Raw genomic sequence first — 26526 nt, 5'->3', positions numbered from 1 at the left:
CTGCATGTTCACCGGAATCATCACGGACATCGGCACCATCACCGCGACCGAGCAGCGCGGCGACCTGCGCGCCCGGATCGCCACCGCCTACGACACCGCGACCATCGACATGGGGGCGTCGATCGCCTGTTCGGGCGCCTGCCTGACGGTGGTCGACAAGGGCCCCGGCTGGTTCGCCGTGGACATTTCCGCCGAAACGCTGGCCCGCACCGCGCAGGGCCGCTGGAACGAGGGCGCGCGCCTGAACCTGGAGCGCGCGCTGAAGGTGGGCGACGAACTGGGCGGCCATATCGTGACCGGCCATGTCGACGGCATCGCCGAGGTGCTTTCCGTGACGCCGGAGGGCGATTCGCAGCGCATCGTGATCGCCGGCGGCCCGGAAATCGCCCCCTATATCGCGGCCAAGGGATCGGTGGCGCTGGACGGCATATCGCTGACGGTGAACGACGTGGCCGACGCGCCCGGCGGGGCCGTGCATTTCGGCGTCAACATCATCCCCCACACCGCCCTGAACACCACCTTCGACACCATCGCGCCCGGCCGCGCGATCCATGTCGAAATCGACATTCTCGCCCGCTATCTCGGGCGGATGGAGCAGCTACGCCATGTCCAGTAACCCAGAGCTTTCCCGCCTGCGCCACGCCTTCCTTTCGAGCCCCGAAGAGATCATCGACGAGGCCAAGAACGGGCGCATGTTCATCCTCGTCGACGACGAGGACCGTGAGAATGAGGGCGACCTCGTCATCCCCGCGCAGATGGCGACGCCGGACGCGATCAACTTCATGGCCAAATATGGCCGCGGGCTGATCTGCCTCGCCATGGCCAAGGAGCGGGTCGACCAGCTCGGCCTCAACCTGATGAGCCGGCACAACGGCACCCGCCACGAAACCGCCTTCACCGTTTCGATCGAGGCGCGCGACGGGGTTTCCACCGGCATCTCCGCGGCCGACCGCGCCCGCACCATCGCGGTCGCCATCGACGCCTCCAAGGGCCCCGAGCATATCGTGACGCCGGGCCATGTGTTCCCGCTGGTCGCCCGGCCGGGCGGCGTGCTGGTGCGCGCCGGCCATACCGAGGCGGCGGTGGACGTGGCGCGGCTGGCCGGCCTCAACCCCTCCGGCGTGATCTGCGAGATCATGAAGGATGACGGGACGATGGCGCGGCTGGACGATCTCGTCGCCTTCGCCCAGCTCCACAATCTGAAGATCGGCACGATCCGCGATCTGATCGCCTATCGCCGCCGCCACGACCATAATGTCGAGAAGGTGGCCGAAACGAAGTTCGACAGCCGCTATGGCGGCGAATGGCGGGCGATCACCTATCGCAACAAGGCGGTGGGCACCGAGACGCTGGCGCTGGTGAAGGGCCATATCGATCCGGCCAAGCCCACCCTGGTGCGGATGCACACGCTCAACATCTTCAACGATTCGCTGGGCGAACTGAACGACCGTTCGGGCATGCTGCAGGGCGCGATGCGCGCGATCGACGAAGCGGGATCGGGCGTGGTGGTCATCATCAACCGCGCGCTGGTGAACGCGATGTCCACCGTGGTGCGCGCCCGCGCCGAGGGCAAGGGCCCGGATTCGGACGATATGAACGAGCTGCGCGATTACGGCATCGGCGCGCAGATCCTGGCGGAGCTGGGGATCCACGACATGATCCTGCTCACCAATTCGCACCACACGCTCATCGCGCTTTCGGGCTACGGCCTCAACATCATCGGCGAGCAGCCGATCTCCACCGAAGGGCTCTGATACGACCATGGCGAAGGTGCTGATCGTCGAGGCGCGGTTCTACGACCATCTGAACGACCTGCTGATCGAGGGCGCGCGCGCCGCGATCGAGGAAGGCGGCCACAAGCATGAAACGGTGACCGTGCCGGGCGCGCTGGAGATACCCGGCGCGATCGCGCTGGCGGCCGAAACCGGCCGCTACGACGCCTTCGTGGCGATCGGCGTCGTCATCCGCGGCGAAACCTATCATTTCGAGGTGGTTTCCAACGAAAGCGCGCGCGGCCTGATGGCGCTCAGCATGGACGGCATCGCCATCGGCAACGGCATATTGACCGTGGAGAACGAGGCGCAGGCGCTGACCCGCGCCCGCCCCGACGAGAAGGACAAGGGCGGCGAGGCTGCCAAGGCGGCGCTGGCCATGCTGGCGCTGCGCGAGCGCTTCGGCCACTGACGGCATGGAGATCGTCGCCGGCGATATCGGGGGAACCAACGCCCGCTTCGCCCTGGCGACGATCGAGAATGGCCGCGTCACCCATCTGGGCGATCCGGTGACGCTGCCGACATCCGCCCATGCCAGCCTGCCGCTCGCCTGGGCGGCCTTCGCCCAGCGGATCGGCCGGCCGCTGCCGCGCGCCGCCGGCATCGCGGTGGCCGCCCCCATCCGCGGCGATACGCTGAAGCTCACCAACAATAGCTGGCTGATCCGCCCGGCAACGCTGGCGGACGAGATCGGCGTCGACGAGCTGGTGCTGATCAACGATTTCGGCGCGGTCGGCCATGCCGTGGCCCATGCCGGACCGGAGGATTTCCTCCACATCGCCGGGCCTGACCGGCCGCTGCCCACGGAAGGCGTGATCTCGATCGTCGGCCCCGGCACGGGCCTCGGCGTCGCCTCGCTGCTCCGGCGCGGCGGCCGGCAGTTCGTGATCGAGACCGAGGGCGGCCATGGCGACTATGCCCCGCTCGATCCGCTGGAGGAGGCCGTGCTCGCCCGGCTGCGCGCGCAGCATCGCCGCGTCTCCACCGAACGGGTGGTGGCCGGCCCCGGCCTCGCCGCGATCCACGCCGCCATCGCCGCCATCGAAGGCCAGCCGGTGCCGCCGCGCGAGGACAAGGACCTGTGGACCGCCGCGATCGAGGGCAGCGATCCGCTGGCGGCCGCCGCGCTCGACCGCTTCTGCCTCGCGCTCGGCAGCGTCGCGGGCGACATCGCGTTGGTGCAGGGCGCCAATGCCGTGGTGATCGCCGGCGGCGTCGGCGCGCGCCTGGCCCGCCACCTCCCCCGCTCCGGCTTCGCCGACCGCTTCGTCGCCAAGGGCCGCTACCAGGAAATGATGGCCGCCATGCCCATCCGCCTCATCACCCACCCCCAGCCCGGCCTGCTGGGCGCGGCGGTGGCGTTCGGGGAGCGGGGGAGCAAGTGATGGAAATCCACAACCCGAAGCCCTGAGCTCGGCAAGTCCGAACAGAAGCCCGAAGCGTGAGCTCAACCGGCAGTGGGAGGCGTTTCCACTTATCCGCGCGCGATATCGTATGCCCGATCAGCGATCATGCGCAACGATCGGGCCAAGCCCCTGCGGCCGCCGCGGAGCGACTTCAGGAGACCCAAAAAGTCCGGGCGCAGGCTCGAACGGTTATCGAGGCTGCGATAGGCTTCCCAGAAAGCCTCGTTGTCCATGATGCGAGGCATATTGAACACGCCATGGAAACCGAAAGTGGTTCCGACATCGGCGGCCCGCTCCGCGGCAAACAGATCGGCAAGCGCACGTGGCGCGAAGCGAATGCCCCGCGCTTCCAGAAATGCGCGGTTGGTGCGGCAGATGGCCACGTCCTCGGGATGCCCGGATATGAAGTCCAAGGCCTGGCAGGCTTCCATCAAGCGGCGGCTGCGTAGCGAGAAACCGCCATTGCCGACATCATGGCCATCATCAAACTGGGGCCAGGTTGCGCCGATATAGTCATATTCGAGAAATTCCGGTCGCCAGCGCCGGGCATCGAGCACATGCCCGTCCCATTGAACGACGAGGCAGTGCGAAGTCTCCACATGCCTCACCAACTCGCTGAGGAGGAATTTCGAATATGCCGCCGCTGAATCGAGATGATCGATGGGGACAACCCGTATTCCCGGATGTTCGGGTTGGACGGGCACATCGGTGAACAGCATGCAATCGGCGAAGGCCACCTGTTCGAGGCTGGCGCTCAGCGCTCGCACCGTGGCTTTCACGTTCACCGAAGTCACCGCGCAGAGGGTCACATCCGGCAGAGCGAGCCGGATCGGCGACGAAGGATAGGATCGAGCCTTCATGTCCACCCTTTATAACCTCACCACAAAGCGCTCGCTAAACCGGCTAAGTTCCGGATGATGGAACGGATCGATCCGCTCGCCTGTGCCCCAAAGCTCCTGGAGCGCCGCCAGTTCCCTGGCCAGTCGCGCGGCGCCGATGGGGTCACGATCGAATCCCCGTGAGACGGATTCATGATGAATCAGCATCGCCCTCGGCTCGTAAAGTGACTGCCAACCCCGGCGATTCAAGCGCATGCACAAATCCACATCGTTGAAGGCGACCGCAAACCTGCCTTCATCGAGTCCGCCTACCGCAAGAAAGCGGGGACGCATCACGACCAGGCAGGCAGCCGTCACCGCCGAGGTGAATTGCGGGAGGGCATGGCGATGAAAATAGCCTTCCTCATTCGGGCGCAGCAGCCGATGGGCATGGGCGGCGGCTCCCCCGACGCCCAGAACCACGCCTGCGTGCTGAATACGTCCGTCAGGATAGAGCAGTTGCGCCCCCACCGCGCCGACATCCTCCCGCAATGCCTGTGTGGCCATCGCCTTCAGCCAGCCTGGCGTTACGACTTCTATGTCGTTGTTGAGCAGGCACAGCAACTGCCCCCGGGCCTCGGATGCCGCGCGATTGTTCATCGCGGAAAAGTTGAAGGGGCCAGGATGGCGCAGCACCCGGTAACGCACTGGATCGAGACCAGAGAGATAGGCCAACGTCGCCGGATCATCGCTATCGTTATCGACGATGATTATCTCGAGATCCGGATAGTCGGTATTCTCCAATCCAGCGAGGCACGTATGCAACAGATCGTGCCGATTGCGGGTGGGTATGATCACGCTGACCGGCGGCAAGCCGCCGCCCGGCGTATGGAACGTCGCGGGAATGCGCGGGCGGGGACGCCGGCGGCGATGATGCAGCACTTGCGGCAAGTGCAGGGGAACCGTGCGTGCCGCAAGCGACGCGACAAGCCGCCCCGCCCAGTCCTCACCGGACAGCCCCTCCAGATCTTCCGGCTGGGCTCGCGCGATACAGGCGCCCGTCATATAGTCGAAGTGACGGAAAAGCTCGCTATTCCAGCTCGGCTTGAAATGGGGCGCAATGCGCCTCCCCCTTCCATCGACCAAGTCGTCGTCGGCGTAGATGATCCGCGTTTCCGATCCGATGATGGCCGCGCGATAGGCCTGGACGGCTGCGGGTGCCACTATATCGCCGGCCATGATCGGCATCAGCCAGGGCTTTTCTTGCCAATCGATTTGCCGGACCGTTTCAGCAAGCGCCGAGACGTTGCCGCTGTCCACCAAATGCGCCGGCACGCCGGCGGCCGTCAGGCTGAGCAGAGTTTCGTTCAGGCCAATCCGCCCAACCCCGATGTCCACGAGCGCCACAATAGGCGGTGATGCGTGCCTGGCGCTCCTATCTTCACCGCCGATCTGCTTCAGAATCCAAAGTTGATAGGCTTTGGACGATACGCCGAGAAGTGGCGCAAACTGGCTGCGCGCGCGCAACCGCTTGCCACGCAGCCACCACCATGAGGCGGTCAGATAAGCGCGCGGCGCTACCCGCGCCGCATCGAGATGCGCCGACAGCGCCAGCCAGGCCCTGCCGCATCTTCCCGGCATCGGCCTTATCCGCATTGCCGAGAGCCACCACAGGTCGGAAGCCGTTTCATCTGAGGCCGATCGCCGGATCGTTCCAGTTCAAATTCTTTCGCGCACCCGTCAGTTATTCTGCAAGATATCGATGGAATTGGTAACAGCCACAACGGGCGAGAATAGCTGGCTGATAAGCTGAATCAGCTTGCTAGGCTGGTTTGCCCTAGCGCTGCCAAAGTAAAGTATATCATTGTTAGCCATCATGAATTTTTGGGCCAGGAAGTAGGTTCCGGTATTCATCATGTTGAAATGATAGACAACAGGATGAGCCTTTCCATCCTGATCCTTGACATAGCGAAACACAAAAATCGCCTGTGGGTCCCCGAGATTTGGATTCGCGCCACCAGCCGTCGCCACGGATTCGGCAAGCGACATCGTCGAACGGCCGAAAGGTATCTGCTGCACTCGGCCCGAGGCGCCGAGAACGGAAAATGAGAGAGGGTCCTGAACGACCGTCAATCGATCACCAGGATAGGCCGGCACATCGGCTTCGGGATTATCCAGCAGGTCACTGAAGCGCAGTTCGGCCACGCGCGATCCACGCACCACCCGTAGAGCCAGATCCTTGGTGTTCCCACGCTGGCCGCCCGCAAGCGCCACGACATCGGAAAGCCGTTCCCGATTCGTCTGAAGGACAATCCGACCCGGATTGGCGACCTCCCCGCCCACTATGACCGAATTACTGATCACCTGGGTGATGTTGACCAGAACCTGCGGGTCCTGCGAGCGGCCTCGCAAGGCATTGCGGATCTGATTCTGCACCTCGAAGGCCGTCTTGCCGGCCACACGCAGCTTGCCCGCATAAGGAACGACAATGTCTCCATTATCGTCTACTCTCGTCGGGGGAAGCGTCTGAACCTTAACGCCGGCATCATAGGGCACCGACGGGTTTGCGACCGCAGTGCCGCCGCTGAAAAGCGGAATGCCCGCTTCGTAAATGGAAATCAGCATGACGTCACCCGGCCCGACCATATCGGTGGGCGGTGGCGCGAGATTCGCCAAGGGCAACTTGTCCTTGCCGCCTTGCGCAGGCAGCGCCGAGGCATCCGTAACCTCGACGATCTTGATGTTTTCACCGCCTGGCGCGGCCTCCGCGCTTTTACGGACCTGCAGGCCTGTCGGGCCACTGGACGGTAGTGTCGAGCAGGCTCCCAGAGCACTGCACATGACAAGCGTGATGAAGCGTTTTCTGAACATTACCTATCGCAATAAGAGCGGGATCTCGCCAACATCGGTTAGCTGTCGGCCGTCCGTGCCGCAATCGATAACCTCACGCAAACGAAACAGGCAAGACCGAGGCATGAGGAGCCGGACACTTCTGCTCCATCAACCCTGCATGGACAGCTGGAAAAACCCTCAACGCCAACCGAAGGACACCGCCCCACTTTCGCACGATCACGGCAGATCGTGCATGAAACGGGCCGATATTCAAACTCGCGAAGGAAACACCGCCGCCCCCGGCCATGTCGAACGGGAAAATGCCAGTGCGCCGCGCTTACCGGCGGAGGCGTGAACGAAGCCGACCCAGGAAGCCAGCGACAGGCCGCCGGGGCGACGTTTCGTCGACCTGCTCACCGAGATAGCGGCCCTGACGCGGGCGGCCGTCGCGAATGTCGACGGGGCTGCGTCTATCGAGCCTGCCCAACGCTTCATCCGAAAAAGCGGGGGTATAATAAATGCAATCATCGAAATAATAATGCGTCACCTGCGACCNGCGGGTGCGCCGGGGATCGCGCACGCTGCTGCCACCATGCAGCAGATTGGCGCACCAGATCAGCGCCTGCCCTTTGCGGGCATGAAACTGCTCCGCCTGGGCGCCGTGCGCCTCGCACAATGCCTGCCATGCCGGCCCATAGGGATCCTGGGCTGACGAGAGCTGGCCACCATAGCCCCTCCGCCCGATCATGGCATTTGTCACGATAGGCCAGCGGTGCGAGCCAGGAACGTAGAATAAGGGCCCATTATCCGGCCCGGTATCCTCCATCGCCAGCCATATGCCGCACATGAAGCGTTCCGGCAGGCTGGAGAAATGCACCGAATCCGAATGGATGCCCTGCTGCGTCCCCACCGGAAAATTCAGCGTCTGGAAGGGAAAGGGGTCACGCCCGTATAATTTCGACAAAAGCGCGATCACTGCTTCGTTTGTCGCAATCGCCCGCACGTCCTCGTCGAACTGCCAAGCGTCCTGGATGCGTCCCAGGCCTGCCGTCTTGTCGCTCTCCGCATCTGAAAAATCGACTTGAAAATGCGGGCCCAGCCGCGTCTTTATCCTATCGATCCGGGCATCGAGCTGGGTATCCGGAAAATCGAACAGGGCAAACCCCCGCTCGTGGAGGCTCCGCGCGATCGCCTGTTCCTGGCCGGTAAGCCCATATTCCGGAGCAGCCGGTTCAAAAAGCGGGGCTTCCACCGCCGGCAGGCCGGGGAATATCTGAGGCATGAATCTCTTCCCAAAAGGCTATCCAGCCGGGCATTACCTAGAGCTTGGAGTAAACTTCCAGGGCCTTGTTGACATCTTCGTAGATAGCCCCAACCCCCTTGTGAATGATCAGCGCCCGATCGCAGAACTTCCGAACGATTTCGGGGCTGTGCGACGCCAGTATCAGGGCACGATCGGCACGCTTTTCAAATAGCTCGTGATGGGATTTGCGTTGAAAATTCTGGTCCCCGACCATGATGATCTCATCGATCAGATAACAATCAAACTCGATCGCCAGAGAAAGAGCAAAGGCCAGCCGCGCCCGCATGCCCGATGAATAGGTCTTCACCGGCATCTTCAGCTGCCGGCCCAATTCCGTGAAGTCCTCGACAAAGTCGCGGATGTCTTCGTATCGGGAGCCATATATGCGCGCGATGAACCGCGCATTATCATATCCCGTCAGACTACCTTGGAAACCGCCCGCGAAACCCAGCGGCCAGGAAACGGTCATCTTGCGGCGGACCTTGCCCGACGTGGGCATTTCCACGCCGCCAATCATCTTGATAAGGGTGGTCTTGCCCGCGCCATTGCGGCCGAGCAAGCCGATATGCTCGCCTCGCTCCACGGTGAAGTTGAAGTTGCTGAGAACGGTCTTTGAACCCGCTCCGACCTTATATGCCTTGTGCAGATTTTCGCAGACGATCATTCGACTACCAGCATTTTACGCACGTGCCGGCACAATGCGAGCCCGATGACGGTGCAAATCATCGAAGCGGCAATCGGCACCGAATAGACATAGTAGGTCTGCACCTTGTCTCCAAAAAGGCCGTGCCGCATCATCTCCATGGCGCTGACCCATGGCGACCATAAAATAAGCTCACGAGCCTGCGCCGGCAGCCACGCCACCATGGTGAACGTTCCCGAAAAAGGGATCATCACATAGGTCGTCACCGGCATGAATTTTTCGAGGACGGGAGACATTTCCGAAAGCGGCGCAATGATGAAGCAAAGCGATAGCGTAAATAGAGAATATAGCACCCATCCCACGATCAGCATTCCGACATCGGCAGGCGAGGGAAAGAACCCCAGCATATACAGAGCCGTGGCAATGAATACATAGGCCATCATGCTCCCTATCATCTCGAGCAAAAAGCGTGAGATGATGAAGTCAATGATACGCACCTGCCGATGATAAAGCAGGCTGCCATTCGCCACGAAGATCGAAACGGACCGATTCACGGCGTGGCGGAAGAGAACCAGCGGAATGTATCCCGACACCACAAATGTGACGATATCGACGCCATGCTCTTCCGGCCCCTTCATGACGCGCCAGATGAGTGCGACGAGGCCCGCGAACAACAGCGGTTCCACCATCATCCACAGGAAACCGATATTTTCACGGCCGAAGCGCGTATGCATCTCGCGGATCAGCAGCGCCGCTACGACGCGGCTCTGCACCCGCCAGCCCTGACGCAACGATGCCATGCCTCAGTCGTCCGGAGAATGTTCGAGGATGCCGACGATCAGCATCCAGCCGATGAGATAGAGACAGATCACTATCCCGGCTATGGTGAGAATGTTACGGAAACGGTTCGGCAGCAACGCCATATCCGGCTTGTTCGGCTCCACCACTCGCTCGAGGTAGAATTGCTGCTTCTGCGCTTCGGCGCGGGATTGCTCCAGCGCGGTGTTCGCCGCGTTGAGCATCTGGGTCGCGAATTCCTGCTCCACGGCCAACCGCTCATACTCGGTCAGCTTCGATGCGATGCCCGTCTGCGTGCCCACCGCCTTGCTGTCCTGCGCCGCAATCTGGGCCGAGATAGCCGCGATCTTTGCGCGCAATGCCGGCAGCGAGGGATGGGACGGCGTTGCACTTTCGGTCGCCTGCAACTGGGCGCGCAGGGCAGCTTGCTCGGCGACCATGTTGTTCGAGACCTGCAGGACACCAGAGGCCTGCTCCGCCGGATCCAGCAGCTTTTCCGCGTTGCGATAGCGTTGCAGGGCAACCCGCGCCTTGCTCAGGCGAAGGGTGGCCTCCTCCACTTGCCGCTGATTTTCCTGGATCGCCTGTTTCTGCGCCCGATCGTTCAACCTGTTAACGAGCGCCTCGGATTGCCGCAAAAGGCGTTCGTTGATCGCCTGCGCGTCCCCCGGCTTGAAGGCCTGGACCTGCAGCACCACCACGTTCGTCTCAGGATCAAACTTTACCGGTACTTGCTTGCTGAAATACTTATAGAAATTCTCGAAAGAATCTTCCCAGAAGGGCTTGGGGAAGCGGGACAGGAAATCCGCATCCGTATCGCGATACATTGCCTGCACGTCGACCGAGCGTGCCAAGGCCGTCAAGGCATCGCGTGAACGCAGATAGGCGATCACCTCGTTCGCCTGTTCTTGCCCCGCGGATAGCCCCGTGGATTGGAACAGGCTCGCCAAAGCGGAGGTCTGGCTTGGCTGCCGCCCCGGGCTCTTGATCGCGAAGCGGGACTCCGACACGTAGACATCCGAAGCTATCGCGCCATAATATATAGCGGCCAGCAGGGTCGGCAGAACCACAAACAGCAGGAACCAACGGTGGCGCCTGGCTTTGGCCGCAATCCGGCTGGCGCGCCTTTCAAGCTGGATCTCGAGCTCCGCACGGCTTTCCATCAGCATGGGGAAACGTCTCGCATTGCTTCGAACCCTAGAAAAGCCGCGGCTGTAGAATCACGCCGATAAATACGCAAGGGAAGGCCCACGCCTCTCCCAGCGGAGCATCTCTAGCGCAGATTCCCCTGAATTAGTCCCGAAAACGCTGGATCGCGCGTCGATCACGACCTGTCGAGCTCGCCGATACGCCCATGCCTATCCAACAAGGCTCGCGCCATCACGACGGCGGCAAGCCCGGTGCGGCGATCCGCGCCACATAATCCTTCAGCGAAACCCCCATGGCGGAGAATAATTTCATATACCTCGCAGCAAGATCAGCACGATTCCGATCGAAAGAGTCATGGTCGAACCTAAATCGCCGATAGAAATCGAGCTTGCCCATGTCGTGGCGCAATAGGCCGGGATCGATCGTCGGACATTGAATGGTATTTGCCAGCTCCGACATACGGCCGTCCTGGCAAACGACCATCGCGGGAACGCCTGCCTGCAGCGCCAAAAAATTACCATGCAGACGCGCGCCAACCGAGAAATCATGCTGTTGCGCGAATGAAATCCATTCCTCAAAATCGAAAAAAGCACGCATGTTATACTCAGCGAAATCAAGCATTTCGTCGAACGAAATATTGGGGCAATAATAGTTTCGTATTCTTTTCATGCCACCGAATGTAAGCTCGTCACTTATACCAGACGCGAGAGCTAGAACTATGTCCGGGGCTTGGCAAATATAGGGCGCCCGAAACTTTCTGGCCAGGCTGAACAAGGCGCGTTCTTGCGGCATGGAATGCGCGCTCATCTCACCCTGGCAGAATAGGAATTTCTCTCCACCTTCCACATATTTGTGGTGAATCCTGCGGCCGAGGAACGGATCTTCGTTTATGAAGAGCGAGGGGCAGCCGATCACGGTCACATTGTGTATGCCATAGCGCGCCAGAACGTCCCGGCTGCGTTCACCGCGCACTCCTATTTCCACCGTCCGTTCCGAGACCACCGAGAGCCATCGCTGGGTGCCCGGTGTCAGCTCGACATCATCCGATGCGGAGTGGGATTGCGTGCCCAGGCCCGCCACGATTAACGGCAGATTCGCTCGTTCGAACCTGTCCGCCATGAATCCGAGGTCCACGCCAGCGGCCAACTGGTTCGCAGCCGGGAAAAGAAGAAGATCGAAGCGCTCGTGAACATCCTCGGGAATAAAATCCCAGGGGAGAAATTCCATCTCATCGCTGATGGTCTTTGCGATCCCGCCCCAGAAAGCCAGATTGCCGGTATTATAGCCGACCCGATCGTAGAGTTCACGAAGCGAAAATTTCTGCCAATCCGCGATCTTTCCGGCGCCGCCCGTCGAAATAATACCTATTTTCAATTTCTTACCTCGCAAAGTGCGGCTGCCAGCTGCTTTCAGAATACCTTGCCGTTTATCACCACCTCACCGGAAATCACGATTCGACCTTCGCCGTCTATGTGGATCAACGTCTTCTCTCCCGCGCTGTCGAGAATGCGTAGTCCCGCCTTTCCGCATCGGATCGTGAGGCAGCTATCTTCCTGGGCCACAGCGCTTTGTGCCTCCGCATAGACTTCGCCGCCTTTCCCGCCGTTGAAGACAATACCGGTGCCCGACCCGACCGTGCGAAATTGCGCAGCCCCCTCCCGGAAAACCGCACCTCGAAAATCCAGCCCGATGCGGGCCCGATCGAAATCGGCAACGACCAGACGGCCATAATCCGGATGAATACTGTTCTGGAAATAGACGCCTGTCTCGAACTGACCGCGACGCCGCGACTCCTCGCAATCGAAGTTTTCGCAGATCACGGAAACGGCGTGTGAATTGGGATTGCCAAACCCTACGATCGTAATGCCGTGCTTTGCCTTGTTCCCCATGACGCCCGGCTTGCCGCCATTGATGACATCAACCTCCAGGCCGGTCAGCTGGCAGTCGAAATCTTCGCGGGAAACGGAATGGTTGAGACCGGGAGGCAGGGCTTCCTCGAATTTGCTGCCCGGCGTTCCGGTATAACGGACATAGGAAGACCTAGCCGATACAAAACCACCCCAAGCCGCCGAATCATTCGCGATCGCCGATGCATCCCCCCAGAATGCGATGCCATTGGTATGGGGCGCGAAATTCCATACTTCGGACATCACATTCTGATAATGGTTGTGGGTGTCGTGATAATTTTCCGGCGTCTGCTGCGACAGATCCACGACATTCGCCGGCCTGCCTTCCCAATCCGTCCACTGATCGTCCGGATTTATAATATCCGAAAAGAATACATTCCCCCTAAGTCTGGTTTTCAGACCAAAATACTGCGGCCATATCCCATATTTCCGAATATGATTATCATGGACGAAGCCGATTTTCGTTTCATTTTCGGACATATGTCTAACTTCTCATAAGATTGCAGCATTAAGGGAAGCCGAGCTTCCAGGCCTTAATCCATTCCAGCCATCCTGGCCTGCGCCGCGCACCACGCACGAACGGCAGGGCGATCATCCGGCCCGGCTATGAAGGGCGGATCGGTATAGGAAGGTTCGGGGATGGCCAAGTCTCCCAGACTACCCCCGTTCAGCACATATTCGAGCGCGTTGACGGCGCCGTCCATTTCCCAGGCAAGGGTCCTGCCCTTGGCCGTCGCGATACACGACCTGCGTCGAGCATCGCATTCATTTCGGTCGTCGAGCAGATGGAGCATCGCCGCCGCCAGCGACGCAGCGCTCTGATAGGCAAGCAGGCTTGTCCCGCTGTCGTAATCGAACAAATTATTGTATCGATATACGTCAACCGGCACGCAGCCGGCGGCCATCATTTCGTAAGGGATGCGCGATGGGTTGGTCAGGCTGATGCAAAGGCCGATCCTGGCCGAATTATAGAGTCGATTGAGCTGCGCCAGATCATCGACCAACCCAAGATGGACATTCTGGAACGGAGCCGCCGGGCGTTCGGCCGAGCCATAGAAGACAATCTCCGTCTGCGGACGCCGAGCCTTGACGATGGTCAGCGCTTCCAGGCAGTGCTCCGGCAAGCGGCGCCATTTTTCGGGCTGGAACAACACGGCAATCCGATCGGTCCGCTCGACATCATCGAGCGGACGATAAATTCGAGGGTCTATGCCCAGCCCGCTGCCCATGGCACCCGAGCCGAACTGCGTGCGCAGCACATGCGGCAACCAGCGCCCGACGCAAAGGTGGGAATGCCCCTCCGCGAATGAATTCTCGCCGCGGATGTAACCGTCACTCACCGGATTGAAGGCTGCTTCAAAATCCTGGACAAAGTAGAACTTCTTCACCCTGTCGGAAAAGGATTTCGATATGTAGCTGGACGAATAATTGACTGTCGCGACAGCAGCCTCCGGGATAATTCCCGAAAACCACTGTTCGTGCATCCGTATCGGATGGCCGGCCAGCTCCTGCTCAATATAGGCGTATTGAGAACCCCGTCGCTCGGAAAACAGGTCCACATTGAAACCGGCGACGTCAAGCGCCTTGGCAAAGTTGTAGATCGTGCGATGACCGCCGGATCCGCGGATCGGTTCCGGAGCAAAGATCGACACCCGATAACCAAGACTGCGGATCAACGCCGGCGCCTTGACAATTCCCTGCAGACGAGGAGCGCTGAGCTTCTGATCTACCGATAGATTTGATAAAAGCTTTCGTCCCGGCCCGCCATATAACCAGGTTTGATACCAGCGCCGCTGATCGAGTTCATTGCGAACTGCGGAATTGAAAGCTGCGCCCGCAAGACTTTCAAGCTCCCCGTCATCATCGGACCGCATATCCTGGATTTCGCCGACTCCGAAAGTCTCGTTATGCTCGAGTTCCAGGAAGATCGACGAGATCTCCTCATCCGGCCGCTCCGTATATCTGCGGACTGCCCGGCGCGCGACCTCGCGCCACGATCCGGCGCTGAGCGACGTGCCGCGCAGCACTGGCAACAGATCCTTGATAGCGCTCAAGATCCTGGCCTGCATCGGCAGGATCCGCTGTTCCATCAGCGCTTCCTCGCTGGCGATCGTCTGCCGCTGCGCCCGCCCGCCGGCATAGCCCGTAACCGATCCGCCCGGCCCATTCGAAATGAATTCGAGCGCGGCAAAATCACCGACGTGAAACTGATCATCCGGCGTCTTGTTGAGATCGAGCAGAAATCCATGCTTGGCGGCATTGGCCGGCTGCTCGGCCAGATACCGGTAAAGCGCCATATAGGCACCATCCAGCCGACCATTCACGATAAATGCGAGATTGTCCTGAATGGAACCTCGCCACCCGATGTCCACCATGAAGCGATTCTTGGCCGCACCGGGATCGAAACCAATGCCCTGGAGATATTCCCACAATGCGGCGCGCTGCTGCGCGATGGCGGCCTTGAGCCAATCGACAAAGACCCCGTCCGCGAACAGCGCAATGACCCGCTCATTCTTCCACGGATAAACTATCTTCTCTTCAAAACTGATGCCGGCGGCCGTGCAGAAATCGCTCATCCGATCTTCATCAAGATTGAGAGTCCGAGCGAAAGCCTGCATCGATTGTATCGAATAAAGCGACCACAGACGCATCATCTCCTGAATGGAGGCACTCCGCAGAGATGCGGCGAATGTAGCCCGCCGACTGACCTCCAGCATTCGGAAAGCCGGATACGAATCAGACCGCAAGATATCGCCATGCGCCAGAAGTTCGCATACCTCTTTGAAGAACAATCCCTCTCGCGTTGCGAAATAGATCGTATCTGCGCCTGCCTCTTGCGCCCTTTCCAGAATGAAATGCCCGAATCCGGCAAAAATGGACGCCAGCAATCCCACGCTCGAAATATCGCTCAATGGATCGAAGGCGGATAATTCCTGGCGAAGTTGTGCCGCAAGCGCCCGTTCCTCTTCTTCGACATCACGAAGCTTTAGAATTTGGGGCTCAAACGACGAACCATCTCCCGACAGCACCGCCTCAAACTCGCGCTGGAAGCAGATTTTGCGCTGCATCTCCAAATCGTCGACGAAATGATATGCGTCCACACCGCGGCCGATGGGCACTTCGTAATCTGCATGCCTGTTGTCGCCGATGTGCAACCAATCGCCGACATCACAGCCTTCGGCTTCGCAGACGTGATCCAATAAATCTCCGGCTCGCTTGGTCTTTAACAAGTCGCTGGAGACATAGACGCCCTGAAAATATCGATCCAGACCGTGATGAGCCAGAATCTTACTTAGCTGCCGACCCGACAGATAAAAATCCGATATAGCCACGATTCTTTTGTCACCGAGTGACTCCAGCAGGGCGATCGCCGTGGGATCCACCCAAGTGACTTCCATCTCCCGAGCCAATTCGGCTTCGGCAACTTCCCGGATGATGGCATCTACTTTTTCCGTGGCAGGCACGCCAGCCAAGGCTATCCAATCCCACATCATGGTTTCGTGGCGATATTCGTAATGCTCGTCCGCAACACGATATTCAGCCAGCTGACGTAGACGATAAAGATCCGCAACGCTCAATTCGTGGGACGGCGCATATTGCCGCATAACGTTCTGCAGGACTGCTGCGGCATGGAACTTGACCATGTCGGGATCGCAGACACGCCGCAAAAGAGTGTCCCAGATATCGAAACTTATGAGCTTCTTCTGGCGGCTCCGGTTAAGAATCGCATCAAGATGAAAGCGATCCGCCTCCATTCGCCTGGGCGGGAGTGAAACGCCGCCACTTGGTGTCAAACCTCCGACCGCCCTCGCTTGGAAAGGAAAGGCATAATGGCCGCCGGCCTCGTCCCAATGGTAATCTGGGGACGCCTTACGCAAGATCGTCAGCTGTTCGCCATTCAAGCCCAGGTCACAACGCCCGCCCTCTCCGCCGGCGACAAAGTGGGCGAACGCCGCACGAAGCGAACCCACCGCCGGATTCGCCCTGAGATAGGATTTTGCGCAGAAAAACGGTGCCGGCTGACGCCCCGTCAATATATGATCCCACAGAGGATCGGCGAAGCGCAACCCGTGGCGGCGGGCATACCACGCCGCATCGAAAAAAGGATTGGCCCGATTTCCGCGGCGCGCGCCGTGGACGGCATAATGCTCCTCAGGGGATAGACCGTTCAACTGATGCTGATAGAACGCCGTATAATAAACCGGATCGATCAGACTGCGGTAGGCTTCCGCCTCCTGCGATCCAATCGCCAACACATCGAAGTTCAGAAATGCCCCGGCGCTTTCCCAGTCAAAATCGGGAAACGCCTCTTTCCTTTCGGCGAGTTCGTAGAGCGCAAAGCCCGGCGCGTATCCCTGACGGACGCCAACCGTCAGGAAGTGATGCAAGGGCTCATCCCCGCTCAGGGCGACGTGCGGATAAAGACGGAGATAACCCGCCGCATCGAAGGCGGGCGACGTGAAGCCCGGCGTGTCACCTTGCTCGACAAAATGGGCAAGCGGCTCCTCGTCCGGCCCTAGACCGTGGGCTTCGGCATAATGGACGGGGCAGAACAAAGGATTGGGCATGAAACCCGCTTTCCAGCCCTCTTCGCGATAGTGCCGGAAAGCATCAGCGTCGACCCCATGGCGCCGCAGGTAGAATGCAGCATCGAAATAGATTTCGCGCGGATCATCATCCTTCGGACCGTCGCTTGTTTTTCGCCCGCGAAATGCAGCAGCCAGAACTTCCACACGCGGCATGCTCATCCCCTCCCCCGCGTCGTCCGCTGGCGCCCTTCGGTCCGCCCGTGGGAGAGATAATGCATATATCCCGACATTTGCTTGCCTCCCGCCACGGCTCCCCCAACATCGGGATACAGCGCGAGATAGGCCGCCTCATCGAAGTCATAAGGCGTGGAAACGGATCTTCCCCGCGAACGCAGATAATGCAAGGCTTTCAGAAGCGGCGCCCAATCCTGCTCGGAGGGATCAACCGGCGCGCAACGCTTTCCGAAAATGACATATTTAGGGCGCAACCCCACGAGAAGGCGATTCACCTCGCCAGCAGCCCATAGATAGTCGAATTCATCTACGTTCCGCGCCGATATTCCAACCCTGTCAGTGGAGCTGGCATCGTATCGCTGCATCTTCGCCAGCAAATCCTGAAGAGCATTATTGCCGCCGCCTTTTCCAAGAGAAGCCCCGGCGTTTATGCAAAACTCTTCTACGATGGATTTTTGCCGCGATACGTTGCTCGCCATCGTTGAAAGGCGACCCTCGAGCGTGCGGATTTCAGCTTGGCAGTCATCGATGATCGAACCCAGAATAGCGATGAGCGCGGTTTGGGTCTGATCCTTCCCGACCCGGCGCAGGAATCGATTCCGAACAATCGCCGCATATTCACGATGCAACGGTTTTTCCGAAATAACCGAATTCGCATAGGCGCCTGCGGGAAGCCCCCCGGTATCCCGATGGTGATATCCCGCGAGAGCCTCCGGCAATACGCCAATGTCGGCGTTCAGCAGAAAATTGAGATTGAAAGCCCAATCCCCCAGCACAGGAAGATCTTCATCGTATCCGCCAATGCTTTCCCATATCGCACGACGGAATAGAAATGCGATGGGGGGAAACTGATTGTGGCGCAGCATGACTGCAAGCTCGATTTGCCGAGGCAGCGGCATGGCGGAATGCCGCGCATGTTCGACGATACGCCCCGCCCGTAATTCTTCCGAGACATGGAGCGCCTCCACGGCGACGCCGCCATAACGAAACGATTCGGGCCGCTCGAGAAACGCTACCGTCTTCTGGAGGAAATCCGGCTCCCAACTGTCATCGTCGTCGTGAATGACGATATATTCGGACCCACATGCACGGATGCCAGCATTGGAGGCCGCCTCCATACCCCGGCTGACGGGCTGCGAGATCAGAAGAACTTGCCCGGAAGGAAATCCCGCTTCCTCCACAACCTTTTCGACGGCCGATTCGTCACCGCCGTCATTGACGACGACCCAGATAAAATCCCTGAAAGTCTGTGCCGCGACACTTCGGGCCGCCCGTTCGAGCAAGAGAGGGCGGTTTCTGGTTCTGGTAATGACAGCAACCTTGGCCGCGCCCTTTGACCCTTCGGCCTCTTCGCCGTTAGCCACTTTTATCGTCATGTCATTCACAGGATTATTTTCACCGCCCAATTTCATCAGAAACTCGCCCCGCTTTCCGAATTCCGCTGCCGGCTGTCGCCGGCGGGCAATCCGGAATCATAGTCCATCCTCGTTCATATGCCGACCCTGCACCGTCTCGCCAATCCGTCTTCGCGCGCCCACAATGTTCCAGGCGGACCAGAAGAGCATACTTCATTTCGAAGACGGAATAATTTTATTGAAATCATCCCGCCCATAAATCCGATCTGATAGCTCGGATGTATAACTACCCATATGGCAGTGCCCCTTATCGGACAAGATCAACAGATCTTCAACATCGGCAAATCACTTCAGTAATTTATATTCGCCAATATGTTGACGACAACCATGATATGCTGCCTCCACTCCGGGGGAGACCAGGATGCAATCCGGCTCAACTGAGCCTCGCGCCCGGCCGAATTTTCCTTCGAGAAATCGAGGATAGTCTCGATCCACGCCCTTCCATCGAGGGGATCAAGATAGTCCGGCACCGCACCTCCAACTTCCCGCAAGGCCGGCAGGTCGCTGCAGACTACGGGCACGCCCAGAGCCAGGGCTTCGGCCACCGGCATGCCGAAGCCTTCGGCGAAACTGGGCATCAGCAGGGCGCGCGCACCCTTCATGAGGACGCGGAGTTCCGAATCCGGCAGATCGCCATATTCTTCCACGCAATCGACGAGCGCGGGGCAGCGATCCAGCAGATCGACGATCTGTTCATTTTCCCAGCCGCGCCGTCCCACAATCATCAGCTTGGGGATATTATGCGCGCCGAACTGCTCGGACAGGCGCCGCCAGATATGCAGGAGCAGCAGGTGGTTCTTGCGGGGTTCGATCGTCCCCAGACAAAGAAAATATGGCTGCACGGCCGGTGCGGCGACCTCGCCCTGCCCATAAGGATCCAATCCGAGAAGCGCGACCTCCACCGGAATCGTGCGCCCTTCCTTCTCCAGATAGGGGAGGAAAGCCTGCCGGGTAGCGTCGGAATTGGCGATGACGGCAGCGGCATGGCGTGCCACCGTATCGATCCGCCGGCGATGCAGCGCCGCCCCGCCCGGTCGGGCATATTCCGGATATTCCATGGGAATGAGATCGTGCAGCAGGCAGACGAAGCGCGCCTGCTCCCTGTCGAGGATGTTCCGGAGCGCGCGTTCGTCATGCAGATGGTGCGGCGAGCTTTGCAACAGCACCCGCTTCCGTCCCAATGCGCCCCGGGGCAGGGGGCGGGGACGCATCCTCCACAAGGCCTTCAGCATCCACCGGGCCTTGAGCACGGGATGGCGCGACACCGCCTCCCCATGCCCGCTCCATCGCGCCTCCAGGTTGTCGAGAAAGTCGATCACCGCCGCGCGCGGGAGCCTGCCATAAGGCCCCAGCGGATGCAGCGCCGCGAAAGAAAGTTGTTCGGGAATGAGCCGGAGCAGCTCCCGCGCATAGGCCATCTCGACCCTGTCGATGCCTGTGGGAGTCGAATGATGGATGCGCGAGATCAGGCGGGATATGTCGAGCACGACCTCGACGTCCGCCAGCGGGGTGGCGTTATTTACAGGATCGCGGCGAACCACTCCGGTGGGCTGGCGCTGGGATGCGGACCGCTCCATCACCGTGGGGAAGAGCATCTTCATCTTCTTTGATTACCAAATACGCCCCCCCGGCGCATCTCTGGCGTTGCCAGGTCAACCTGCTTCAAGTGCCTCTCCGAGCCCAGCGGGCTTCAACCTCGATAACCGTAGACGCCACCCGCAACTCGGTTGGCATCATGAGCCGCTCGATGGTCGACTGAACGAGTATCCTTGTCGCCGATTGGCTCGCCAGGCCACCGCGAATGAGGCAGCGGGCCAGCAGCACGCGATGAAATGCATCGAACAGGCGGACATCGGGCTGCTTCGGCGCCGTCCAGAATTCGTCCAGCCGCCCCTGATGGGTCATGCCGGGAATGTCGTAGATGGCATCCCCCAGCACCATCACCGGCGTGCCGCACGCCAATGCCAGCGTGCCGGACGTGCTGTTGACGCAGATCATCCCGCGCGACGCGGAGGACAAGGCCTCCAGATCGCCGCCGTCGATATGGAAGATGCGGTCCTCGCAGCCGAACCGGCGGGCCGTCTTCCGCACGAAGGAGCACCAGTCGAAGAAGGTGGAATCCAGCGGATGCTCCTTCACCACCAGCCTCGCGCTGGAGGGAGCGTGGCGGCCGAAGCTTTCGATCACATATTCCGCCGCCGTCTTCATGTCGCCGAACGGCGAATGGGCGCGGATCTGGTAATCCGCCGTCAGTTGCAGCGGGAACAGGAAATAGTCGCTGCCCTTGATCGCGCGCAGCACCGCTTCCGCCTCGCGCGCGCGGCGCTTGGCCAGACGGAAGCGGTTGAGCCAGCCGAAGCCGTCCATGATGATCGAACCCGGCCGGTGTGGGCGGTAATAAGGAAAATGCAGCCGCCCGGTGACGATCCGATGATAATGCCAGTAGCTGTCGTGCGCGCGCCGGCCGAAGCTGGCCGTGATCGGCGGCAGCACCGGCACGGGAGGCAGGTTGCGCGCTTGGTCGAGAAACCATTGCGGATCGCGGGACAGCGTGGAGCGGCCGTTTACGCCGTCGGGTTCCAGCGTCATCCAGTCGGGCCGGATATAGCCTTCCTCCAGGACATGGATGGCGATGCCGCGCAGCTTCGCCATGCCGTGCGCCGCGATATGCATGGGGCGGCAATCACCGTAAAGCATCAGATCGGTGATGCCGTTTTCCCGCATGTAGCGATCGACGAAGATCGGCCATCGCGAGACCGGGCCGCGATAATCGACGCCCCCTTCCGACCAGTCGCGCTTGTCGCCGCCATTGAGGTTGATGCGGTGGACGGCACAGCCCCGCGCGCGCAGCTCCGCGCCCAGCATGGCGAAGAAGGGCCCCGGGGGACCCTGGAGGAAAAGAAAGGACCGTTGCGGGCGATCGATAAGCTTCACGCGATCCCGCCCCTCATGATCAAACGCATGAAATTCCCCTGTAGACGCCGGAAAGCAACCACCGCACCGTTCTGACGCCGAACCCCGGCGACAAGGCGCTCCACCAGGATCTCCGGCGGACATGGCAGCCGCGTCGCGGGATCGAGATAGCGCGGATACAGCAATAACACGGCCGCGATCAGCTCCAAGACGTTGCGACGGCGCGTCCGCCTCGACGGAACCGGCCCGAGATCGGTGGTGAGCCCCCACCCCGCATAGAAAGGGACGCCATGGGCGACGACGGGCTTTCCGCGGACCAGCGCTTCGAACCCCGCAAGCGACGTCATCACATGGACGGCGTCCACCATGTCCAGCAATGCGGAGATCGGGGCGTCGCGCACCACCATATCGGCAAGCCGTTCCGCCTCGCCCTCGGGAATCCTGCCCTTCCGGTGCCCGGCCTCGACATCGGGGTGGGGCTTGTAAAGAATGAAGGCATCCGGTTCCATTTCGCGCGCGCGGCGGAGCAGGCCGAGATTGCCACCCACGCCGCCGCCGCCGGAAAGCACGGAGCGATCATCCTCCACCTGACCCGGCACCAGCACGTGGCGGCGGTCACCCCCGGGGCGATCCATGGCATCGCCGCCCACGTCATATTTGCTGAGGCCGGTTGCGCGGATCATCTGCCGCAGCCGGTCCGCGCGATCGAGCAGTTCCGCCGGAAAAGTCGCCGTTTCGAGCAACGTCTCAAGCTCGCTGGCCTGGGCGGGATCGAAGTGGACGCCCAGGCGATCGACCGTGATGGAGAGGGGGGGGACGCAATTGGCCCCGAGCCCGCTGGAGCGGATAAAGCCGTCCTCAACCTCCCTCACCGCAATTTCCTTTTCTGCAACCGCAGACAGGAACGCATCAGGGACCTTTGATTTCCATAACGCCAGAACGCTTCCCGTGGGCAGGCCGGAAAGCGCCGGCTCGCCGGGCGAAATGAACCGGACGGGATCGGTGCCGTTCCACAAGAGCGGCGCCACCGTCGCGCGTTTCCACCGCGCGAAACCGGCGGCGGCGGCGATGGGGCGATTGGCATCGATCAGCCGCCGCCAATATTCCAGCAGATCGATCGCCGCGGACAACCCGATATCCTGGCCGGAGAAGGGATCGCGATAGCGGACTCCATCGACCAGGAAGCTGGCGGCCCAGGCCGTCAGCTTATCCTCCCCGGCCTCCGCGAGACCGGCGAAAACGCCGTCTCCCCAGGTCCGGACCTGCCGGCCGCCGATCCGGGCGAGAAGGGCGAGAGGGTCGCCCGCGTCGAGCCAGATCCTCTCGACCTGGTCGATCAATGTCCACGGATCGCAATTCCCATGGATGACCGGAAAGCCCCGCAATTCCGATCCAAGACGGAAAATCCGCCTCGGCAGCCAGAAAAGAAGCCGGTCCCGGCATCCCTCCGCGCGGGCGGCGGCGATCATTGCGCGCGCCTGGGCCGCGCTGGCGGGGCGGGCGACGATCGTCCGGGAGGCATCGATCGCCGGCCGGGCGGCCCAGAAGGTCCCGCCCACCCGCGCCTCGCGCAGAGCGGCCATGCAAGCCCCGATATCCTCCCCCCGTTCCGGGGCGGTCCGGGCGGGCACCATGAGCGCCGGCACGCGCGCGCCGGGGAATGGCGGGATGCGGAGCAGGGGCTCCCGCATCGCGCGCGGAGGATAAGCCCGCTCCATCATGTCATTGAAAGCCGCCGGTCGGATCGGCGCTCTAGGCGGGGCTGCGGCATGGCCGCGATATGTGGCGCCGGCCATCAGACCAGGCCCCGCATGGCGAGCACGGCCTCGATCGGGGCCATGTCGGTGGGATTGTTGAGCTCGATCGCATCCCATTCGGGCGGATCGCACCGGACCACCGCCACCGCGATTCCGCGATCGAGGAAGCGGAGCTGCTCCAGCCCCTCATGCTCCTCCGCCGGTGACGGCGGTGCGGCGCGATATCCCTCGAGCGCCTGCCTGCGATAGGCGTAGAGGCCGAGGTGCATCAGCACGGGCGGGTCGGCCTCGGCCGGGCTGCCCGGCTGGATGAAGGGGATCACCCGCTTCGAAAAATAGAGCGCGCGGCCCGCCTGGTCGACGACGACCGTCGTGCCCCCGCTCCGGCCCGCCGCCTGATCGGCCAGCAGATGCCGGTAGGCGGTGGGCGAGCAGCGCACCGCGACCGTGGCGACACCGCAAGCCGGGTCAGCCCGCATATGGGCGATCAGCGCCTCGACCAGCGCGGGCGGCGTCAACAGCGCATCGCCCTGGAAATTGACGATGATCTCCGCTGCATCGGGCAGATCGGGCAAGGCGGCCGCGACTCGTTCGGTGCCGTTGGCGCAGCTTTCGGGGGTCAGGATGACCGATGCCCCGAAAGCCCGGGCCGCCTCCGCGATGCGATCGTCATCGGTCGCGATATGGACAGACGCGGCGCCGGCCACCATGCCGGCCGCCTCGAAGCTGCGCTGAACCAGGGGCTTGGCGATTCCCGTCGCGCCGCGGATTCCGGCAAGAGGTTTGCCGGGATAACGGCTCGACTTGTAGCGCGCCGGAATAACGATCGCGACGTCCCGGGGCGGGCCCGACGGTGCCATGGCGCCTCAGGCGGCCGGAGCAAGATCGTGGATGTGGATGAGCCCGGCGGGCTTGCTGGGATTGTCGCCATCCATGACGAAAACCACCGTGATCCGGTTCTCCGCCATGAGCTCGCGCGCCTCGGCCACCGTGGTCGTGCCCGACACCGTCTTGGGGGCGTGCGTCATGATCTCCTCCGCCGTTGCCAGCAACATGCGATCGAAAGAGCGCCGGAGGTCGCCATCGGTGATGATGCCGATCAGCCCGCCGGCATCGTCGACCACGCCGGCGACGCCCTTGCCGATCGACGTCATCTCGATCACCACGTCGCGCATGCTGGCCGAACGCTTGACGAGCGGCAGCGCGTCGGTTCGGCGAATGAGGCGGGAGACCGGCAGCGCCTGCCAGCCGATATTGCCGCCCGGATGCCAACGGATCAACTCGTCCCGCGAGATGCCGCGCATCTGCATCGCGGTGATGGCCAGGGCGTCGCCCAGCGCCAGCATCATCGCCGTGGAGGTCGTGGGCGCGATCTTTTCCGGGCAGGCTTCGGCTACCTTCGGCAGCAGGATGCCGATATCGGCCTGCAGCATCAGTTCCGACATCGGTTCCGATGCGACCGCGATCACCGGAACATCCAGCGCCAGGGCATAGGCCACCAGCGGCCGCAATTCCGGCGTGGAGCCCGAATTGGACAGGACGAGCAGCGTATCGCCGGGCTTCAGCGAGCCGAGATCGCCATGCGAGGCTTCGGCGGGATGGATGAAATAGGCGGCCGAACCGGTTGCCGACAAGGTCGCGGCGATCTTCCGGCAGATCAGGCCGGATTTGCCCATGCCCGCGACGATGATCCGCCCTTCGGTGGCGACGATGCGCGCAACCGCGGCATCAAAGGACTGATCCAATTGCGCCGCAAGACTGGCAAGCCCCGCCGCTTCCTGCTGAATGACCGACGCCCCCGTCGATCGTGCATCCAATCTGGGGTTGATCAGCATATCGACTGGATCGCCATCTATTCTTTTGTCACCATTTCACACTATATTGCGGCGCGGCATTAGCAAGTCGCCAAACCGAAGTCGAGCGACGAACGGTCCTTTATTGGGGTTATATACCCTTTAACTCGATCCTGGTTTCATTCGCCCCCTGGATTTCCACGGCTGGCCGATCCATTTTTCAAACCTGTCGCGCGCAAACCACATCCACCCCACCCGTCTTTCGGCGATGCCGGGAAGGGACAGGGGATCGAGCCCTTTCCAGGGCAGGAAGGGATTGCGGCGGCCATAGGCCCAGATTTCGATGCGGCACGAAGGGCGCGCCGCAAGGCCCCGCGCGTGGAAGCCGAAGGTGTCCGCCACGATCAGCGTGTTGGCCGGCACCGCGAAGCTCTGCGCCGGCGGCAGGCCGAGCGCCGCCACCTCATCCGGCGTGATCCGCAGCGATCCGCGCGCGGAAAGATGATCGATCCCGTGGGGGGCGGCCTCGCTCTTCGCCTTTTCCCAGGCCAGCCGCTCCGGGGTGATCCGGTGCGATCCCGGAACATAGCAGAACGGCCCTTCGTCCTCCGCCACGTCGGTAAGGAAATACCAGGCCTTCATCGTCGGGTGGAAAGTATCGGCATGAAGATGCGTCTGCGGATCGAGCGGCGCATCGGCGCGATGGGTGAGGATCGTCTGGATATAATGCACCGGCTCGCTGTCGAAACTGGCGACGTAGCGCGTCAGCCCCGACCAGAGGGGCGAGGCGAGCAGGGCACGGAGGGCGGGCACGGCACCGAGCAGTTCGGGGTCGATCGCGATCCGGCGGGTGATGGTATCGCCCTGCAGCATCTCGCGCGCCGGCATCTCCACCGCGAACAGGCGATCGCGCAGCGCCTCGAACTCGGCCTCGGGCAGCACATTATCGACGCGGACGAAACCGTCGCGGGCAAAGGCCGCGCGGTGCTCCGGCGCGATGCGCGCCTCCATCCGCCGCCGCCGCCGCGCGGCCAGAGAATGGGCGACCCGCACCCGCAGCGCATGCAGCCCCCACCGGTTCAGCCGATGCGAACCGATGAGGGGATTGTCCTTGAAGGATTTGGCGCCGGTGAAAAGCTGCGCCAGCCACCAGGGAAAGCCCGTTATCGCCTTGATGCGCGAGACCGGATGCGGCGCCCGCGGCATCGTGACGGTCGAAGGGCTGGATGGGCCGGGATGGGACTTCATGCGCGCAGT

21 protein-coding genes are annotated in these 26526 nt (G+C 61.5%); 4 read left to right on the top strand and 17 right to left on the bottom strand.

All coding sequences use genetic code 11. The features are described from left to right. Nucleotides 1–4 precede the first annotated feature (4 nt). From BHE75_RS01345 to glk, 4 genes are read left to right on the top strand one after another with little or no spacing between them, the layout of a single operon-like run. Complete coding sequence (locus tag BHE75_RS01345) at nucleotides 5–616, top strand: riboflavin synthase (protein WP_070931879.1); 612 nt, start codon at nucleotides 5–7, stop codon at nucleotides 614–616. Continuing rightward, complete coding sequence (gene ribB / locus BHE75_RS01340; RefSeq protein WP_015458939.1) at nucleotides 606–1754, top strand: 3,4-dihydroxy-2-butanone-4-phosphate synthase; 1149 nt, start codon at nucleotides 606–608, stop codon at nucleotides 1752–1754. The genes BHE75_RS01345 and ribB overlap by 11 nt, the downstream gene beginning before the upstream one ends. A 7-nt stretch (nucleotides 1755–1761) precedes the next feature. Next, on the top strand, nucleotides 1762–2184 hold the full coding sequence (gene ribH / locus BHE75_RS01335; protein ID WP_015458938.1) for a 6,7-dimethyl-8-ribityllumazine synthase: 423 nt from the start codon (nucleotides 1762–1764) through the stop codon (nucleotides 2182–2184). Between the two features lie 4 nt (nucleotides 2185–2188). Next, nucleotides 2189–3157 (top strand): glucokinase, encoded by a 969-nt coding sequence (glk, locus tag BHE75_RS01330; protein WP_070931877.1) that lies wholly within the window; start codon nucleotides 2189–2191, stop codon nucleotides 3155–3157. Nucleotides 3158–3246: 89 nt separating this feature from the next. On the opposite strand, the gene BHE75_RS01325 is transcribed toward glk, so the two are convergent. The 17 genes from BHE75_RS01325 to BHE75_RS01245 form a co-directional block, all read right to left on the bottom strand. Then, complete coding sequence (locus tag BHE75_RS01325) at nucleotides 3247–4038, bottom strand: DUF5672 family protein (RefSeq protein WP_070931875.1); 792 nt, start codon at nucleotides 4036–4038, stop codon at nucleotides 3247–3249. A gap of 9 nt (nucleotides 4039–4047) precedes the next feature. Next, complete coding sequence (locus tag BHE75_RS01320) at nucleotides 4048–5637, bottom strand: glycosyltransferase family 2 protein (protein WP_070931871.1); 1590 nt, start codon at nucleotides 5635–5637, stop codon at nucleotides 4048–4050. Between the two features lie 99 nt (nucleotides 5638–5736). After that, on the bottom strand, nucleotides 5737–6867 hold the full coding sequence (locus BHE75_RS01315; RefSeq protein WP_070931869.1) for a polysaccharide biosynthesis/export family protein: 1131 nt from the start codon (nucleotides 6865–6867) through the stop codon (nucleotides 5737–5739). 298 nt (nucleotides 6868–7165) lie between these two features. Next, on the bottom strand, nucleotides 7166–8110 hold the full coding sequence (locus BHE75_RS01310) for a phytanoyl-CoA dioxygenase family protein (protein ID WP_070931867.1): 945 nt from the start codon (nucleotides 8108–8110) through the stop codon (nucleotides 7166–7168). Nucleotides 8111–8147: 37 nt separating this feature from the next. Continuing rightward, nucleotides 8148–8795 (bottom strand): ABC transporter ATP-binding protein, encoded by a 648-nt coding sequence (locus BHE75_RS01305; RefSeq protein WP_015458932.1) that lies wholly within the window; start codon nucleotides 8793–8795, stop codon nucleotides 8148–8150. Continuing rightward, nucleotides 8792–9574 carry an ABC transporter permease gene (locus BHE75_RS01300; protein WP_070931866.1) on the bottom strand — a complete coding sequence of 261 codons (783 nt, stop codon included), beginning with the start codon at nucleotides 9572–9574 and terminating at the stop codon, nucleotides 8792–8794. The genes BHE75_RS01305 and BHE75_RS01300 overlap by 4 nt, the downstream gene beginning before the upstream one ends. 3 nt (nucleotides 9575–9577) lie before the next feature. Next, complete coding sequence (locus BHE75_RS01295) at nucleotides 9578–10741, bottom strand: capsule biosynthesis protein (RefSeq protein ID WP_070931864.1); 1164 nt, start codon at nucleotides 10739–10741, stop codon at nucleotides 9578–9580. 211 nt (nucleotides 10742–10952) lie between these two features. After that, complete coding sequence (locus BHE75_RS01290; RefSeq protein WP_070931862.1) at nucleotides 10953–12095, bottom strand: polysaccharide pyruvyl transferase family protein; 1143 nt, start codon at nucleotides 12093–12095, stop codon at nucleotides 10953–10955. 35 nt (nucleotides 12096–12130) lie between these two features. Further along, a complete protein-coding gene (locus BHE75_RS01285) occupies nucleotides 12131–13108 on the bottom strand; it encodes a hypothetical protein (protein WP_015458928.1) in 978 nt (325 codons plus the stop codon). A 53-nt stretch (nucleotides 13109–13161) separates the two neighbouring features. Then, nucleotides 13162–17376: a rhamnosyltransferase WsaF family glycosyltransferase gene (locus BHE75_RS01280; protein WP_139181601.1), complete on the bottom strand. Its 4215-nt coding sequence runs from the start codon at nucleotides 17374–17376 to the stop codon at nucleotides 13162–13164. Further along, the gene (locus BHE75_RS01275) at nucleotides 17373–18803 is read right to left on the bottom strand and encodes a glycosyltransferase family 2 protein (protein WP_084652831.1); all 1431 of its coding nucleotides are present in this window, start codon (nucleotides 18801–18803) and stop codon (nucleotides 17373–17375) included. Before BHE75_RS01275 ends, BHE75_RS01280 begins: the two co-directional genes overlap by 4 nt. A gap of 293 nt (nucleotides 18804–19096) precedes the next feature. After that, the gene (locus tag BHE75_RS01270; protein WP_070935350.1) at nucleotides 19097–20383 is read right to left on the bottom strand and encodes a glycosyltransferase family 4 protein; all 1287 of its coding nucleotides are present in this window, start codon (nucleotides 20381–20383) and stop codon (nucleotides 19097–19099) included. 85 nt (nucleotides 20384–20468) lie between these two features. Beyond that, nucleotides 20469–21740 (bottom strand): capsule biosynthesis protein, encoded by a 1272-nt coding sequence (locus BHE75_RS01265; protein ID WP_070931857.1) that lies wholly within the window; start codon nucleotides 21738–21740, stop codon nucleotides 20469–20471. Further along, nucleotides 21737–23302 (bottom strand): capsular polysaccharide export protein, LipB/KpsS family, encoded by a 1566-nt coding sequence (locus BHE75_RS01260; RefSeq protein ID WP_254684332.1) that lies wholly within the window; start codon nucleotides 23300–23302, stop codon nucleotides 21737–21739. Before BHE75_RS01260 ends, BHE75_RS01265 begins: the two co-directional genes overlap by 4 nt. A 212-nt stretch (nucleotides 23303–23514) precedes the next feature. Continuing rightward, nucleotides 23515–24336: a 3-deoxy-manno-octulosonate cytidylyltransferase gene (locus BHE75_RS01255; protein WP_070931855.1), complete on the bottom strand. Its 822-nt coding sequence runs from the start codon at nucleotides 24334–24336 to the stop codon at nucleotides 23515–23517. A gap of 6 nt (nucleotides 24337–24342) precedes the next feature. Then, nucleotides 24343–25221: a KpsF/GutQ family sugar-phosphate isomerase gene (locus BHE75_RS01250; protein WP_236626764.1), complete on the bottom strand. Its 879-nt coding sequence runs from the start codon at nucleotides 25219–25221 to the stop codon at nucleotides 24343–24345. 210 nt (nucleotides 25222–25431) lie between these two features. Next, nucleotides 25432–26475, bottom strand: a complete 1044-nt coding sequence (locus tag BHE75_RS01245) for a phytanoyl-CoA dioxygenase family protein (RefSeq protein ID WP_015458920.1) — start codon at nucleotides 26473–26475, stop codon at nucleotides 25432–25434. Nucleotides 26476–26526: the final 51 nt, after the last annotated feature.

Origin of the sequence: Edaphosphingomonas haloaromaticamans (genome assembly GCF_001853345.1) — a bacterium.
Classification (GTDB): domain Bacteria; phylum Pseudomonadota; class Alphaproteobacteria; order Sphingomonadales; family Sphingomonadaceae; genus Sphingomonas_E; species Sphingomonas_E fennica.
The sequence above is the reverse complement of the archived record's forward strand: the minus strand, read 5'-3'. Positions and strand labels throughout refer to the sequence as shown.